The organism is Pseudomonas sp. R5-89-07, assembly GCF_003851685.1.
Classification (GTDB): domain Bacteria; phylum Pseudomonadota; class Gammaproteobacteria; order Pseudomonadales; family Pseudomonadaceae; genus Aquipseudomonas.
Genome location: NZ_CP027727.1, coordinates 2,330,261 through 2,343,848, shown reverse-complemented (window position 1 = coordinate 2,343,848; position 13,588 = coordinate 2,330,261). Strand labels below are relative to the sequence as shown.

The following is a 13,588-nucleotide window of genomic DNA, read 5'->3' as shown; positions in this document are numbered from 1 at the left end:
GGCAGGCGATCCAGTTGGTTGGCGTTGGCACCTACCTTAGGCTTTCGTTTTGTTCCGAACCAGAGCAGAATCCTGAACTTATTGTGCACTCAGGCGAACAATACCCCCATGGACAAAGCTGAGATCGAAGGGCTGTGGACCCACATCCATTGGCTGTCGGTGCTGGAAGAACAAGGCACCTACACCGCCGCCGCCGCGCGCCTTGGCGTGAGCAAGTCGGCGGTAAGCCAGCGTATTTCCGAGCTGGAAAAGGCCACCGGCACTCGGCTGGTGACGCGCACCACGCGCAGCGTACGCCTGACCGACGCCGGGCTTTCGTTGACCCGCGAGGTGCGCAGCGCCTATGAACATATCGCCCGCAGCTTCTCGTCGGTGCGCGATTCGGCCGGGGAAATCCGTGGCCTGGTGCGGCTGACCGCGCCGGTGGCGTTCGCCCGGCAACAACTGGTGCCGCACCTGCCGCAGTTTTTGCAGCAATTCCCACAGGTGCGGATCCAGCTGGACGTGTCCGACGCCTTGAGTTCACTGGCGGCCGAAGGTTACGACCTGGCCGTGCGCCATGGTTTCCAGATACCCGAGACCCACGTGGCCTGGAAGCTCTGCGACACCACTTCGGTGCTGGTCGCCACCCGCGATTACCTGCAGCGCCACGGCGAACCCCGCGAGCCGAGCGACCTGTCGGCCCACAACTGTCTGTTCTACCCACGCGGCAGCGACCAGCCGGCCTGGACCTTCGAACGCGGCAGCAAACACATCGAACGCCTGACTGTCCCCATCGCCGGCAGCTTCGCCACCAACAACAGCGAAGCCCTGCGCGACGCGGCGCTCAACCACTTGGGCATCGCCCTGCTGCCGGACTTCAGCGCCCATGCGGCGCTGGCCGAGGGCAAGCTGGTGCAGGTTTTGAAGGGCTGGACACTCAAGGGCGCGTTTGCCGATGAGATCTACCTGATCCGCCCGTATTCGCCCCATGTGCCGAAATCGGTGAGTGCGCTGGTGACTTTTTTAAAGGCGCAGTTGGCCGCAGGGTTTCGATTCGTCGGCTGAGCTGGGGCAAAAAAAGCCCGGTGACCCACGCTCATGCGCCACCGGGCAAATGAAGCGACCAGCTTTTAGAAACGTGGCTTGACGGTTTTCCAATCCGGTTGATAGCGCTGCATCTGTTTCACGTCATCGCGTTGACGGATACCGCAACTGAGGTATTGATCATGCAGCTTGCCCAACTGATCGTGGTCGAGCTCCAGGCCTAGCCCCGGTGCGCGGGTGATGCGCACGCAGCCGTCGACGATGGGCAGCTTGCCGCCCTTGATCACCTCCTCGTCCGGCTCCTGCCAGGGGTAATGGGTGTCGCAGGCATAGTCGAGGTTGGGCACCGACGCCGCGACGTGAGCCATGGCCATCAGGCTGATGCCCAAGTGTGAGTTGGAGTGCATCGATACGCCCAAGCCAAAGGTATCGCACATTTTCGCCAGCACTTGGGTGTCGCGCAGGCCGCCCCAGTAATGGTGGTCGGCGAGCACGATCTGCACGCTGTTAAGCCCCACGCTGCGGCGGAACTCGTCAAAGTCGGTGACCACCATATTGGTCGCCAGGGGCAAGCCGGTGCGTTTGTGCAGCTCGGCCATGCCGTCCAGGCCCGGCGTCGGGTCTTCGTAATATTGCAGATCGTCGCCGAGCAGTTCGGCCATGCGAATCGAGGTGTGCAACGACCAGTTGCCGTTCGGGTCAATGCGCAGCGGTACGCCCGGAAACGCCTTTTTCAGCGCCTTGATGCACCGCACCTCGTGCTCGGGCTCCAGCGCACCGGCCTTGAGCTTGATGCTTTTGAAGCCGTAGGTTTCGAGCATGCGCCGCGCCTGGGCGACGATCTGCGCTTCGGTGAGGGCTTCGCCCCAGCTGTCGGGCTTGTAGGGTGAATCGATGTGCTGGGCGTACTTGAAAAACAGGTAGGCACTGAACGGGATCTGGTCTCGGATCGCGCCGCCGAGCAGGTCCACCAGCGGCACATTGAGCGCATGCGCCTGCAGATCGAGAAACGCCACTTCAAACGCCGAATAGGCATTGCTCACGGCTTTGCTGGCATGGGAGCCCGGTGCCAGTTCCGCACCGGCAATGCTCAGCGGCTTATGCGCGGCCACGGTGGCCTTCACGATTGCACGCAGACCATTGAGGTCGAAAGGGTCCAGGCCGATCAATTGTTGCTGTACCTGCTGCTGGATCGCCAGCGCCGGGGCGTCGCCATAGCTCTCGCCGAGGCCGAGGTAGCCGGTGTCGCTTTCAATCTCGATGATCGAGCGCAGCGCGAAAGGCTCGTGGATGCCGCTGGCGTTCAGCAGCGGCGGGTCGCGAAAGGCAATCGGGGTGACGGTGACACGGATGATTTTCAAGAGACGGCTCCCTGTGTATCGGCATGCAAAGTGTGTGGCGTTGTGGCTGAGGTGGGTGGTGTACCGCTGCGCGGCGCGGTGCGGGCAAAAAACACCAGCACCGCCGCCACCAGCGAAGTGGCTGCCAGGCCGTACAGGCCGCCCTCGATGGAGCCCGTGGTCTGCTCCAGCAAGCCGAAGGTGGTGGGCGCGACGAAACCACCCAGATTGCCCACCGAATTGATCAGGGCAATCACCGCCGCCGCGATGCGCGCATCCAGGTAACCCTGGGGAATCGGCCAGAACAGCGCCGAAGCGGCCTTGAAGCCAATCGCGGCAAAACAGATGGCAACGAACGCAAACACCGGCCCGCCGGTGGTGGACATGAACATGCCGAACGCGGCGATCACCAGCATCAGTGACACCCAGGCCTGCTGGTGCTTCCACTTGCTGGCCAGCGAGGCGAAACCGTACATGGCGACAATCGAAATCAACCACGGAATGGCGTTGAACAAGCCCACCTGGAAGTCACCCAGGTTGCCCATTTTCTTGATCATGCTCGGCAGCCAGAAGGTGGCGCCATAAATGGTCAGGGCGATGGAAAAGTAGATGAAGCAGAACAGGGCGATCTGTTTGTCGGCCAGCAATTTGAACATCGACGGCCGCACGCGCAGGTTCGCCTCGCGCGCCTGTTGCTCCAGTGCGATGGCACTGACCAGCGCGTGTTTTTCCGCGCTCGTGAGCCACTTGGCCTGATGGGGATGGGACTGCAACCAGAACCACACGAACCCGCAGAGCATGATGGAGGCGAAGCCTTCGATCAGGAACATCCATTGCCAGCCATGCAGGCTAAACCCGTTGACGTTCAGCAACGCCCCCGACACCGGCCCGGAGATCACCGAGGCAATCGCCGAACCACTGAGGAACACCGCCATGGCCTTGCCGCGCTCGCTGGAAGGAAGCCACTGGGTAAAGTAATAGATGATGCCGGGAAAGAAGCCGGCTTCCGCCGCACCGAGGATAAAGCGCAACACGTAGAAACTGGTTTCCCCCTGCACGAACGCCATGCCCATCGCCGCCGCGCCCCAGGTGAACATGATGCGCGTCAACCACGCCCGTGCGCCGTAGCGTTGCAGCAACAGGTTGGACGGCACCTCAAAGAGCGCATAACCGATGAAGAACAACCCGGCGCCCAAGCCATAGGCCGCGGCGCCAATGCCCAGATCGGTTTCCATGTGGCTGCGCACGAAGCCGATATTGACGCGGTCGATGTAATTGACGATGAACATCACCACGAATAACGGCAGCACATGGCGCTTGACCTTGGCAGCAGCGCGGGCAAGCGCGCTCGGGTCTGGCAGGTTCTGGAGGGTATCCACGGGCAACTCCCATTCATTGTTTTTTTAGGGACAGGCCGATGATGGACGCCAGGGATTGTTCCCGTCTAATCTAACCTGGCATGCGATTGATACGGGATTTGGATCAATGTTCGAACTGACGCAACTGCGCTGCTTCACCACCGTGGCCACCGAACTGAATTTTCGCCGGGCCGCAGAACGGCTGAACATGACGCAGCCGCCCCTCAGCCGGCAGATCCAGTTGCTGGAGCATCACTTGGGCGTGGAGCTGTTTACCCGCACCACCCGCAGCGTTGCCCTGACCGCCGCGGGGCGGGCGTTTTTCGTCGAGGCGCAGAACCTGCTGGAGCGTGCCCAGCAAGCGGCGGTGACCGCGCGGCGCTTCGCCGAGGGCGATATCGGTACGGTCAATATCAGTTTCGTCGGCAGCGCGGTGTACGAGTTTTTGCCCAAGGTGATTGCCGAGGCGCGTCTCAAACAGCCTCACGTCAGGATCGACCTGTCCGAGATGAACACCTACCAGCAATACGAAGCCCTGCGCGCCCGACGCATCGACCTGGGCATCGTCCGCGCACCACTGGTGGAGCCTGGCTACGCCACCGAATGCCTGGTGCGCGAGCCGTTCGTGCTGGCGGTACCGAGCAGTCATCGGCTGGCCCAGGCAGAGACCGTCAGCGTGCAGGACCTGGATGCGCAACCGTTCCTGATGTACGCCCATTCGGCCTATCCGCCGTTCAATGAATTGCTCACCGGCCTGCTGCGCTCGGCGCGTGTGGCGCCACAGTATGTGCAGTGGCTGGGTTCGTCCCTGACCATCCTCGCGTTGGTGAACGCCGGCATGGGCCTGGCCCTGGTGCCGCGTTGCGCCAGCAGCGTGGTGTTCAAAAACGTGGTGTTTCACGATATCGACCTGGGCGAAGGCGCGCAGAGCGAGCTGCACCTGATCTGGCGCGAGCACAACGACAACCCGGCGTTCACCATGCTGCTCGAAGGCATTCGCACGGCGGCAGGCGAAGGCTTGCGCCCCGCGCAGTGACCCAATCCTGTCGATTACTTGCCTGATCCTCTGAACTTGCGGGCTATTGCATAGATGGGCCTTGCGCGGTGGTCTAGAGTTCCACGATGGGCGACCTACGGTCGCACCCCTCTATAAGAACTCAGCACCACCAACCGATGATCAGCAGGTGAGCCGCCATGGAATTACGTATTAACCAACAGGCCTATCAGGTCGATGCCGACGCCGACACGCCGTTGCTGTGGGTGATCCGCGACGACCTGGGCATGACCGGCACCAAGTACGGCTGCGGCCTGGCCCAGTGCGGCGCGTGTTCGGTGCTGGTGGACGGCAACGTGGTGCGCTCATGCGTAACGCCAGTGGCGGCGCTGGTTGGTCGCGAGATCACCACCATCGAGGCCATCGAAACCGATGACGTGGGCAAGCGCGTGGTCGCGGCCTGGGTCGAGCGCCAGGTGGCGCAATGCGGGTACTGCCAGTCCGGGCAGGTGATGGCGGCCACGGCGCTGCTCAAGCACACCCCTGCACCGACCAGGGAGCAAATCAACGCGGCGATGATCAACCTGTGCCGCTGCGGCACCTACAACGCCATTCATGCCGCTATGGATGACCTGGCCGCCGGCAAGGGGAGCGTTTGATGAACATTCGCGAGATCCTTCCCGGCGTGACCCTGGACGAGCCGATCAACCTGTCGCGTCGGCGCTTCCTGGCGAGTACCGCCGTGGGTGCGCTGGTGATCGGCTTCGGCCTGCCGCTTGGCGCGTCCCGCGTACAGGCTGCCACCGGCACCGCCGAGCGCGGGACCCAGGTGCCGGCGTTCCTGGAGATTCGTCCGGACGGCAGCGTGCGCCTGCTCAGCCCCTTCATGGAAGGCGGCCAGGGCACGCACACGGCCATGGCGCAGATCATCGGCGAAGAGCTGGATGCCGACCCCGCCACGTTCGTGGTCGAAGCCGCTCCGCCCGGTGAAGCTTATGTGGTGATGGAAAATGGCTTGCGCATTACCGGCGGCAGTATGTCGGTGCGCATGAGCTACCCGACCATGCGGCGCCTCGGCGCCCTCGCCCGCGCCATGCTGATGCAGGCTGCCGCCGAACAGCTCGGCGTGCCGGTGGCGCAACTGACCACGCAACCCGGCCGCGTAGTGCACGCCGCTTCCGGCCGCTCGCTGGGTTACGGCGAGTTGGCCGCTCGCGCCCTGGACATGCCGGTGCCCGACCCGGCCACTATCACCCTGCGCGACCCGAGCCAGTTCCGCTGGATCGGCAAGCCGGTCAAACGCCTGGACGCCTACGACAAATCCACCGGCAAGGCGCAGTACAGCATCGACCTGAAAGTCGACGGCATGCTCCACGCCGCCGTGCAGCACGCGCCGCGCCTGGGCATGACGGTGGGCAGCCTGCGCAACCAGGCCCAGGTCGAGGCCATGAAGGGCGTGCATTCGGTTCATACCCTGCCCGGCGCCGTGGCGGTGGTTGCCGAACGCTGGTGGCACGCCAAGCGCGCCGTTGAAGCGATCCAGGTGGAATGGCTCGAAGCCGCCGCCGACTCTACCGTACGCGCGATGCCGGCGGACTTTTCCAGCGACAAATACCGCGACTTTCTCGCCGCCCAGCAAGGCCCGGCCCGCGACGACGAAACCGAGGGCGACGTGGCCACCTCGCTGGCCAGTGCCAAGACCCGCGTCGACGCCACCTACCACAACCAATACCTCAACCACGCCCAGCTGGAGCCGCCTTCGGCGTTGGCGCGCTACAACCCCGACGGCACCCTGGAGGTGTGGCTGCCGAACCAGGCGCCGGATATGTTCCGCGCCGACATCGCCAAGCGCACCGGCCTGACCATTGAGCAAATCACCCTGCACTCTCCACTGCTGGGCGGTTTCTTCGGTCGGCATTTCCTGTATGACTCGGCCAACCCCTACCCGCAGGCGATTGTCCTGGCCAAGGCCGTCGGCCGCCCGGTCAAGCTGATCTGGAGCCGTGAGGAAGAGTTCGTGCGTGATGTGCTGCGCCCGGTCGCGGTGGTCAAGTTCCACGCCGCGCTGGACGACAAAGGCCTGCCGGTGGCCATCGAAGCGGTGAGCGCCACCGAAGGCCCCACCGAAGCGATTGCCGGCAAACAGGGCGACGCCCTCGACCCCACGGCCCTCGAAGGCCTGTCGGGCAAAAGTTATGCGATCCCCAACAAGCGCATCGCACAGATCTACGTCAAAGGCCCGGCCATGCTCGGCTACTGGCGTTCGGTGGGCAATTCGCTGAACGACTTCTTCTACGAAGCGTTCCTCGATGAACTGGCGGACAAAGGCGGCCACGACCCGTACGAACTGCGCCTGCACCTGTTGCGCGACAACGCGCGGCTGACCACCCTGCTGCAGGCGGTGGGTGAGCTGTCCGGCGGCTGGAAGCGCGGGCCATTTACCGCCGAAGACGGCAGCCGACGCGCCCGTGGTGTGGCCATGGCCTCGCCGTTTGGCTCCCACGCGGCGGTGATCGCCGAAGTGTCGATCGACAACGGCCAGGTCAAGGTGCACGACATCTGGCAGGCCATCGACCCGGGCAGCATCGTCAATCCGGCGATCATTGAAGCCCAGGTCAACGGTGCCGTGGCCCTGGGCTTGTCGCAAACCTTACTGGAGGAAGCGGTCTACGTGGACGGTAAGCCCCGTGCGCGCAACTACGACCTTTACCCGATCCTGCCGCCGTCGCGGATGGCGCGGGTACACGTGAAGATCGTCGAGAGCGGTGAAAAAATGGGCGGTATCGGCGAACCCCCGTTGCCCGCCGTGGCGCCAGCCGTGGCCAACGCGGTGGCCCAGTTGACCGGCCAGCGTATCCGCAGCTTGCCGTTGAGCCGCTACACCTTCAGTTAACTCACAGGGAACGCCCATGAACAACCGCCGATTCGCAAGAACCGCAGGCTGGCTGGCGCTGCCCTGCCTGGTCGTCGCAGGCCTTTTGGCCTGGTACGTCACCCGCGAGCCCGCCTCACCCTTCGCAGCCGAAAAAACCGCCAGTTTCGACCCGGCCCTGGTCAGCCGCGGCGAGTATGTCGCGCGTCTGAGTGACTGCGTGGCCTGCCACAGCCTGCCGGGCAAGGCGCCGTTTGCCGGTGGCCTGGAGATGGCCACGCCGCTGGGGGCGATTCATGCCACCAACATCACCCCCGACCGCGAGCATGGCGTGGGCAACTACAGCCTGGCCGACTTCGACCGCGCCGTACGCCAAGGCGTAGCGCCGGGCGGGCGCCGGCTGTACCCGGCCATGCCCTACCCGTCTTATGTGAAGCTCAGCGACGACGACATAAAGGCGCTCTATGCGTTCTTCATGAAAGGCGTGCAGCCAGCCAGCGAACCGAACATTCCCAGCGACATTCCCTGGCCGCTCAACCTGCGTTGGCCCATCGCCCTGTGGAATGGCGTGTTCGCGCCCACCGCCGCCTACGCGGCCAACCCCAGCCAGGACGCGCTGTGGAACCGTGGCGCATATATCGTCCAGGGCCCCGGCCACTGCGGCAGTTGCCATACACCGCGCGGCCTGGCCTTCAACGAAAAAGCCCTGGACCAGTCCGGCGCGCCCTTCCTGGCCGGTGCGCTGCTCGACGGCTGGTACGCGCCCAGCCTGCGCCAAGACCCCAACACCGGCTTGGGCCGCTGGAGCGAGGCGCAGATCGTGCAGTTCCTCAAGACCGGGCGCAACCAGCATGCGGTGGTCTACGGATCGATGACCGAAGCGTTCAACAACTCCACACAGTTCATGGCTGGCGACGACCTGGCCGCCATCGCCCGTTACCTCAAATCCCTGCCCGGCGACCCGCAGCGCGACGGCACACCCTGGCAGTATCAGGCCGTGGCCGCCAATGCGCGTCAGGACGCCCCCGGCGCCCACACCTACGCGACCCGCTGCGCCTCCTGCCATGGTCTGGACGGCAAGGGCCAGCCAGACTGGATGCCACCGCTGGCCGGCGCCACTTCGGCCCTGGCCAAGGAAAGCGCCTCGGCGATCAACATCACCCTCAACGGCTCGCAACGCGTCGTGGCCGCTGGCCTTCCCGACGCCTACCGCATGCCGGCATTCCGGGAGCAACTGTCCGATCAGGACATCGCTCAAGTGCTGACTTACGTGCGCAGCACCTGGGGCAACCAGGGCGGCGCGGTCGACGCCCAGGCCGTGGGCAAACTGCGCGGGCACACCGACCCGGCCAGCAGCAGCCCGATCATTTTGCATATGCGTTGAGTCCGCAACCGAAGCACGGTCTCCTCGATATAGGTGGATCACATGTGGGAGGGGGCTTGCCCCCGATGGCGGTGTGTCAGTTACACATGCATTCACTGACACAACGCTATCGGGAGCAAGCCCCCTCCCACATTTGGCCAAGTTGTGCCTACTTGCTCTCGTCGGACTTGCCTTCCTGCATCTGCACCGAAGACTTGCTGCCACTGGTGTTGTCCTTGGTGGTGTTGTCCGAATTGTCGAAACAGCCGTGCAGCAAGAACACACTGCAAAGACCCAGGCACATAGACAGCTTTTTCATGAGATCACCTTTGAACCTATTCGTAAGGGTGTGTTGCATGTGGCCAATGGCTGGACGCAAACGTTCCCTGCGCCGGCCGTGAGGCTGACGAATGGTTTGCCATTAAGTGGCTAGCATTTACGCACAGGATATTTGGGCTAACCTTGATCCGCTCAGGCCTGTTATTCGGTGATCCCATGGACACGTTGACCAAAGCGCAAATCGAGCACGCTCTTGCACAGCGGCTGCGCAATTGCCGTGTCAGCTGCACGATCAATCCAGACAACAGCTTGTCCGTCACCGTGCTCGCGCCTGACGCCAATCAATTCACCATCGCCAATATCAACCGCGCCCGCTACCACGGCGAGTCGGGTATCAACCGGCTTGTACGGGAAATCCTCGAAGACATGGTGGTTTCCCGAAAAACCTCCCGCCTCACGTCGGTGGGCCAATGCGGTTGAAAAAACACAACGAGGCGGCCCATGCCCGATTCCACTGCGACACCTTTGCAACATTGCAGAATCGATTACCTTCAAGACACGCTGCTCGGCGTGAACCCGCTTTCCCATGAATGCACGGCCCACATCACCGTCGCCGACGAGAATCTATCGCTGCGCATCACAGGGCCATGGCCCAAAGCACTGCCCAAAGCCCATAGCGTTACGGTCAACGTAGAAACGCGCACGTATCACGGCGACCTCGTGGATGCCCAGGCGTTTGGCTCCGACGAGTTGCTGTTGAACATCGCGCTCCAGCCTGGAACGGCCAGAGGCTAGCCCCGCTCACCCACCAATGCCCGGTGGTGAAAATGCGCTAGCCATTTCAACGCATGCAGCGCCGCAGCCAGCTGCACCTGCTCGCGGCCCCCCATGAAGCGTTCCTTTCGGCTGAAAATACTCAGCGTGTGGCCGATGCGATACGCCCAGGCAAAACAGATGGTGCCGGCCGGAATGCCGTCCATGTCGTCCGGGCCCAGCAGGCCGGTGGTGGCCACAGCGACTTGTGCCGAACTGTCACGTAACGCGCCTTCAGCCATCTCGCGCGCGACTTCACAACTGGTGAGGTTGAAGGTTTCAATCGTATAGGCGCGTACACCCAACAAGCGCTGTTTGGCCTGCGGCGAGTACACAACATACCCACTCTCGATACACGACCCACCGCCCGGCACCTCGGACAACAGCGTGATGATTTTGCCCGCCGTACAGGATTCGGCGCTGGTGAGGGTGAGCTCGTGCTGTTTCAGGTAGTCGATGGTTGAAGCGGCTATTTCCATGGTGACACTCTCCGGCGTTCAAAACGTTGCAAGGTAGTCGGCCAATGTCAGCGCACACGCCTGGATCGCACCGTCCACAATCACCTCGTAGCCGTGGGTATTTTCCGTTGGGATCGCCAGGCAACCGCCGCGTGCCGAGGTGCCATTACTCATGACGGCGCTGGCATCCGAGGCGAAATCCACCAGCAGCGCATATTGGGCGGTATAACCGCAGCGTTGTGCGGCGGCCGCCAGGTTGGACACCACAGAACGGGTGTAATAGCCCTTGAGGTCACCCGTGTTGATGATGGGGTCGACGCCCAGGCGAGTGCCGTACTCGCTCATCACCGGGCCGACTTCCAGCGCGATGGTGGTATCGCCCGGCAGGGTCTGCGCCGCATACATCGCACCGGCATTGCTTTCTTCTTCCAGGGTGGTGAAGACAAAGTACACATCGCACGCCAGCTCCCCACGGCGCTGGTCCAGGCACTGCACGCTGTGGAGTGCCGCGGCGATGGGCGCACGGTCATCCAGAAAGTGCGCGGCAATCGCATCCCCCACCCGAAACGGTGCACGCCAGTGGCGGCTCAGGGTGACGCGGCTGCCAGGACGCACGCCGTGCTCACGCAAGGTGTCGACCGAGCAACGGGTGATCACGTGCACGTCGTTCCAGTGCACATTGCCAGACTGCACATCGGCGCCCTGTGGCGCATTGCCGGTCGCATGCATCGAGCCAAAGGACAGCACACCGGGAATGATCTGGTGATCGCCCAGTATGTCCACCGGGCACATGCCGAAGTTCACCGGGTTGGCGCCGCCCAGCGCGGTCACCCGCAACGTACCGTCGGTGTCGACATGCTTGACCACCATGGCGATCTCATCCATGTGCGCCATCACCCTCACCGCGCGCCGCGGCTCGCGCTCATCCTGCGCGCCTTTGACCAGGCCAACCACGTTGCCGGCAGGGTCTACCCAGGCCTCGTCGCACAGCGGCCGCAGGTGCTCCAGGCAAATGGCGCGCACTTCATCCTCCTGGCCGCCAGGGCCGCGGGCGAGCAACAACTGGTGAAGCAATTGGGCAATGGCGTCCGCTTCGGTCGAGGCACTGTGGTCAGGTCGGGCATCGTTTGGCTGGGGCTGCATCCGGGGTCTCTCCATTTGCGCTGTTGAACACTTATAAAAAAATGACCTGGCAGGTCGAACGAATGTTCAACAAATCTTCCTCATGGTGCGCGCGCATAAATCCGTTTGAACACCCACTTCGGCAGGCTTTCTAGATGGGTTCTACCACCGCCCATGGAGGGATTTCCCGATGAATACCACCCGCCTGCATTCGCTGTGCCTCGCGATTTCCATTGCCTCGCTGACCGCCTGCGCCGGTAATGATTCGGCCTCGAACGTCGTCGCGCCCGGAGACGCCAAATCAGCCACCACCCGAAGCCTCGACGCCGGCGCTGCCCTGCTGCAGTCACGCCCGCCCATCGATGCGCTGAATGCCTACCTCGATGGCTTCCACTTCTACAACGGCCACCCCGACGTGCAGATGGAAGCCCATCACTATTGCGCGATCCTCAACGAGGAAGTGATCCAGTGCGTGATCTACGACGGCAACCGCAAGGACGCCAAGTTGATGGGTGTGGAATACATCATCAGCGAGCAATTGTTCAACAGCCTGCCCGCGCCGGAGAAGGCGCTGTGGCACAGCCATGTGCATGAAGTGAAATCGGGGCAACTGGTGGCGCCCGGTATCCCTGCGGTGGCCGAACACGCCTTGATGGAAAAGCTCGTGCACACCTACGGCAAGACCTGGCACACCTGGCACACCGACCTCAACAAGCGCCTGCCGTTGGGCGTGCCGCAATTGATGATGGGGTTCACCGCAGACGGCCAGGCCGATCCGAAGATGGTCAGCGAGCGGGACCAGCGACTGGGGATCGACAGCGCCAAGGAAAAGCAGGCGCGTGCCGACATCGTCGCGCCGCCCATCGCACCCGGTGCAGACGCCTGGCGCCAGGGCAACATCATCCAGATCGAAGACCCTACCCAGGCAGCCCACCAGCACTGACGGCGGCAGCCGGTCATTTGGATTGAACGATCATTTGCCGGCGCTTGCCTCACAAGAACCGGGCGCATCAACGGCCCTTTGCACGAGGAATCCAACTATGCCTTATAACCATCAAGGCCCTGCCAGCGTCATTACTGCTTCCCGTCATCTAGGCACCGAAGCGGACGAATGCCTCAACGAGAACCTGGACATAAACATGACCAGTAGCGGCAAGCCCACTATTGTCCGCGTGGATTTCAACTCGCCGCTGAAGTGGCCCGGCAACCCCAACTTCGTCACCGTCAACCTACCCGACGGCACGTCCGTCAGTGGCGTAATAGTGGCCCTTGAACGCCCGGCAGAAGGACCAGGCTGGGTCACCTTCACGGTGGACGATTGAGGCTATGCGCACCTCATCCATTGTCTGACAATTTCTTTGAATTATTTTTGACGTCAATTATCTGTACTTCATGAGCATAGGGAGGCCTCATGAAAAACAACGAGTTATTCACCATCAAGTACCAACTACACGGCGAGCCCAGGTCGTTCATCGTGCGTGCGGCGCGCATGAACAATGCTGAAGCATGGCACTGGGCCAGTTGCGATGCCGGCGTGGCGGTCATCCCCAGGTTCGGGCAAAACAATCTCAAGCGCGTCTCCAAGCCGATGGCGGAGAAGTACGGCATTACGGATGTGCGCTGGTGCGGCGCAACAGCGATTCAGTGGGCAGAGGGCATTACATAATGAACAGTCAGGTGCTGGACTACCTAAGCAGGCAAGTGTGGGACGACGAGGTCGCGCAGAACAATCAGATGTTCTACGAAGCGGATCGATTGGATGCCCAGGCTTACAAGATCATCGAACATTACAGCGGCGACGCCATGACTTGGGCACGCTTTACCGAGGCCAAGAAGCTCGCCGATGCGCAACGCACCGCCGCCTATCGAGAGTGGATGCGCATTCATCGCACCAGGAAAGACTGAATCTTTCACTGTAGGAGCGAGCTTGCTCGCGAAAAACTCAGGCCTCACGCGCTTCTCC

16 protein-coding genes are annotated in these 13,588 nt (G+C 62.6%); 11 read left to right on the top strand and 5 right to left on the bottom strand.

Features of this window, described 5'->3' with window-relative positions:
• Window positions 1-108: 108 nt before the first annotated feature.
• The gene (locus tag C4J94_RS10875) at window positions 109-1,047 is read left to right on the top strand and encodes a LysR family transcriptional regulator (protein ID WP_124386152.1); all 939 of its coding nucleotides are present in this window, start codon (window positions 109-111) and stop codon (window positions 1,045-1,047) included.
• Window positions 1,048-1,112: 65 nt separating this feature from the next.
• Here the strand turns inward: C4J94_RS10875 and C4J94_RS10870 are convergent, their stop codons facing one another.
• Both C4J94_RS10870 and C4J94_RS10865 read right to left on the bottom strand, forming a co-directional pair.
• A complete protein-coding gene (locus C4J94_RS10870) occupies window positions 1,113-2,387 on the bottom strand; it encodes a glucarate dehydratase family protein (protein WP_124386151.1) in 1,275 nt (424 codons plus the stop codon).
• Window positions 2,384-3,745 carry an MFS transporter gene (locus C4J94_RS10865; protein WP_124386150.1) on the bottom strand — a complete coding sequence of 454 codons (1,362 nt, stop codon included), beginning with the start codon at window positions 3,743-3,745 and terminating at the stop codon, window positions 2,384-2,386. The genes C4J94_RS10870 and C4J94_RS10865 overlap by 4 nt, the downstream gene beginning before the upstream one ends.
• Before the next feature lie 106 nt (window positions 3,746-3,851).
• Between C4J94_RS10865 and C4J94_RS10860 the strand changes: the two genes are divergently transcribed.
• The 4 genes from C4J94_RS10860 to C4J94_RS10845 all read left to right on the top strand — a co-directional run bounded on the left by C4J94_RS10860 (window position 3,852) and on the right by C4J94_RS10845 (window position 8,974).
• Window positions 3,852-4,760 (top strand): LysR family transcriptional regulator, encoded by a 909-nt coding sequence (locus C4J94_RS10860; protein WP_124386149.1) that lies wholly within the window; start codon window positions 3,852-3,854, stop codon window positions 4,758-4,760.
• Window positions 4,761-4,918: 158 nt separating this feature from the next.
• Window positions 4,919-5,377, top strand: coding sequence for a (2Fe-2S)-binding protein (locus tag C4J94_RS10855; protein ID WP_124386148.1), 459 nt, complete (start codon window positions 4,919-4,921; stop codon window positions 5,375-5,377).
• On the top strand, window positions 5,377-7,611 hold the full coding sequence (locus tag C4J94_RS10850) for a molybdopterin cofactor-binding domain-containing protein (RefSeq protein WP_124386147.1): 2,235 nt from the start codon (window positions 5,377-5,379) through the stop codon (window positions 7,609-7,611). The genes C4J94_RS10855 and C4J94_RS10850 overlap by 1 nt, the downstream gene beginning before the upstream one ends.
• 16 nt (window positions 7,612-7,627) lie before the next feature.
• Entirely contained in the window at window positions 7,628-8,974 is a 1,347-nt protein-coding gene (locus tag C4J94_RS10845) for a cytochrome c (protein ID WP_124386146.1), read from the top strand.
• Window positions 8,975-9,122: 148 nt separating this feature from the next.
• Here the strand turns inward: C4J94_RS10845 and C4J94_RS27605 are convergent, their stop codons facing one another.
• On the bottom strand, window positions 9,123-9,272 hold the full coding sequence (locus C4J94_RS27605; RefSeq protein ID WP_164485569.1) for a hypothetical protein: 150 nt from the start codon (window positions 9,270-9,272) through the stop codon (window positions 9,123-9,125).
• A 176-nt stretch (window positions 9,273-9,448) separates the two neighbouring features.
• Between C4J94_RS27605 and C4J94_RS10840 the strand changes: the two genes are divergently transcribed.
• Together C4J94_RS10840 and C4J94_RS10835 are read left to right on the top strand one after the other, a co-directional pair.
• The gene (locus C4J94_RS10840; protein ID WP_124386145.1) at window positions 9,449-9,712 is read left to right on the top strand and encodes a hypothetical protein; all 264 of its coding nucleotides are present in this window, start codon (window positions 9,449-9,451) and stop codon (window positions 9,710-9,712) included.
• Between the two features lie 21 nt (window positions 9,713-9,733).
• Window positions 9,734-10,027, top strand: coding sequence for a hypothetical protein (locus C4J94_RS10835; protein ID WP_124386144.1), 294 nt, complete (start codon window positions 9,734-9,736; stop codon window positions 10,025-10,027).
• Here C4J94_RS10835 and C4J94_RS10830 read toward each other — a convergent pair.
• Complete coding sequence (locus C4J94_RS10830) at window positions 10,024-10,524, bottom strand: CinA family protein (RefSeq protein ID WP_124386143.1); 501 nt, start codon at window positions 10,522-10,524, stop codon at window positions 10,024-10,026. The genes C4J94_RS10835 and C4J94_RS10830 overlap by 4 nt on opposite strands.
• 18 nt (window positions 10,525-10,542) lie before the next feature.
• Window positions 10,543-11,646: a M42 family peptidase gene (locus tag C4J94_RS10825; RefSeq protein WP_124386142.1), complete on the bottom strand. Its 1,104-nt coding sequence runs from the start codon at window positions 11,644-11,646 to the stop codon at window positions 10,543-10,545.
• Window positions 11,647-11,815: 169 nt separating this feature from the next.
• Here C4J94_RS10825 and C4J94_RS10820 point away from each other — a divergent pair, with 169 nt between their 5' ends.
• The 4 genes from C4J94_RS10820 (at window position 11,816) to C4J94_RS10805 (ending at window position 13,530) form a co-directional block, all read left to right on the top strand.
• Window positions 11,816-12,568, top strand: coding sequence for an OBAP family protein (locus C4J94_RS10820; RefSeq protein ID WP_124386141.1), 753 nt, complete (start codon window positions 11,816-11,818; stop codon window positions 12,566-12,568).
• A 97-nt stretch (window positions 12,569-12,665) separates the two neighbouring features.
• Window positions 12,666-12,947, top strand: a complete 282-nt coding sequence (locus C4J94_RS10815; protein WP_124386140.1) for a hypothetical protein — start codon at window positions 12,666-12,668, stop codon at window positions 12,945-12,947.
• 89 nt (window positions 12,948-13,036) lie between these two features.
• Window positions 13,037-13,291: a DUF6555 family protein gene (locus tag C4J94_RS10810; protein WP_124386139.1), complete on the top strand. Its 255-nt coding sequence runs from the start codon at window positions 13,037-13,039 to the stop codon at window positions 13,289-13,291.
• The gene (locus tag C4J94_RS10805) at window positions 13,291-13,530 is read left to right on the top strand and encodes a hypothetical protein (protein ID WP_124386138.1); all 240 of its coding nucleotides are present in this window, start codon (window positions 13,291-13,293) and stop codon (window positions 13,528-13,530) included. The genes C4J94_RS10810 and C4J94_RS10805 overlap by 1 nt, the downstream gene beginning before the upstream one ends.
• Window positions 13,531-13,588: the final 58 nt, after the last annotated feature.

Excerpts from the sequence above, each read along its gene's own strand:
- C4J94_RS10875 (WP_124386152.1), top strand. The coding sequence starts at position 109 with ATGGACAAAGCTGAGATCGAAGGGCTGTGGACCCACATCCATTGGCTG.
- C4J94_RS10860 (WP_124386149.1), top strand. The coding sequence starts at position 3,852 with ATGTTCGAACTGACGCAACTGCGCTGCTTCACCACCGTGGCCACCGAA.
- C4J94_RS10855 (WP_124386148.1), top strand. The coding sequence starts at position 4,919 with ATGGAATTACGTATTAACCAACAGGCCTATCAGGTCGATGCCGACGCC.
- C4J94_RS10850 (WP_124386147.1), top strand. The coding sequence starts at position 5,377 with ATGAACATTCGCGAGATCCTTCCCGGCGTGACCCTGGACGAGCCGATC.
- C4J94_RS10845 (WP_124386146.1), top strand. The coding sequence starts at position 7,628 with ATGAACAACCGCCGATTCGCAAGAACCGCAGGCTGGCTGGCGCTGCCC.
- C4J94_RS27605 (WP_164485569.1), bottom strand. The coding sequence starts at position 9,272 with ATGAAAAAGCTGTCTATGTGCCTGGGTCTTTGCAGTGTGTTCTTGCTG.
- C4J94_RS10840 (WP_124386145.1), top strand. The coding sequence starts at position 9,449 with ATGGACACGTTGACCAAAGCGCAAATCGAGCACGCTCTTGCACAGCGG.
- C4J94_RS10835 (WP_124386144.1), top strand. The coding sequence starts at position 9,734 with ATGCCCGATTCCACTGCGACACCTTTGCAACATTGCAGAATCGATTAC.
- C4J94_RS10830 (WP_124386143.1), bottom strand. The coding sequence starts at position 10,524 with ATGGAAATAGCCGCTTCAACCATCGACTACCTGAAACAGCACGAGCTC.
- C4J94_RS10825 (WP_124386142.1), bottom strand. The coding sequence starts at position 11,646 with ATGCAGCCCCAGCCAAACGATGCCCGACCTGACCACAGTGCCTCGACC.
- C4J94_RS10820 (WP_124386141.1), top strand. The coding sequence starts at position 11,816 with ATGAATACCACCCGCCTGCATTCGCTGTGCCTCGCGATTTCCATTGCC.
- C4J94_RS10815 (WP_124386140.1), top strand. The coding sequence starts at position 12,666 with ATGCCTTATAACCATCAAGGCCCTGCCAGCGTCATTACTGCTTCCCGT.
- C4J94_RS10810 (WP_124386139.1), top strand. The coding sequence starts at position 13,037 with ATGAAAAACAACGAGTTATTCACCATCAAGTACCAACTACACGGCGAG.
- C4J94_RS10805 (WP_124386138.1), top strand. The coding sequence starts at position 13,291 with ATGAACAGTCAGGTGCTGGACTACCTAAGCAGGCAAGTGTGGGACGAC.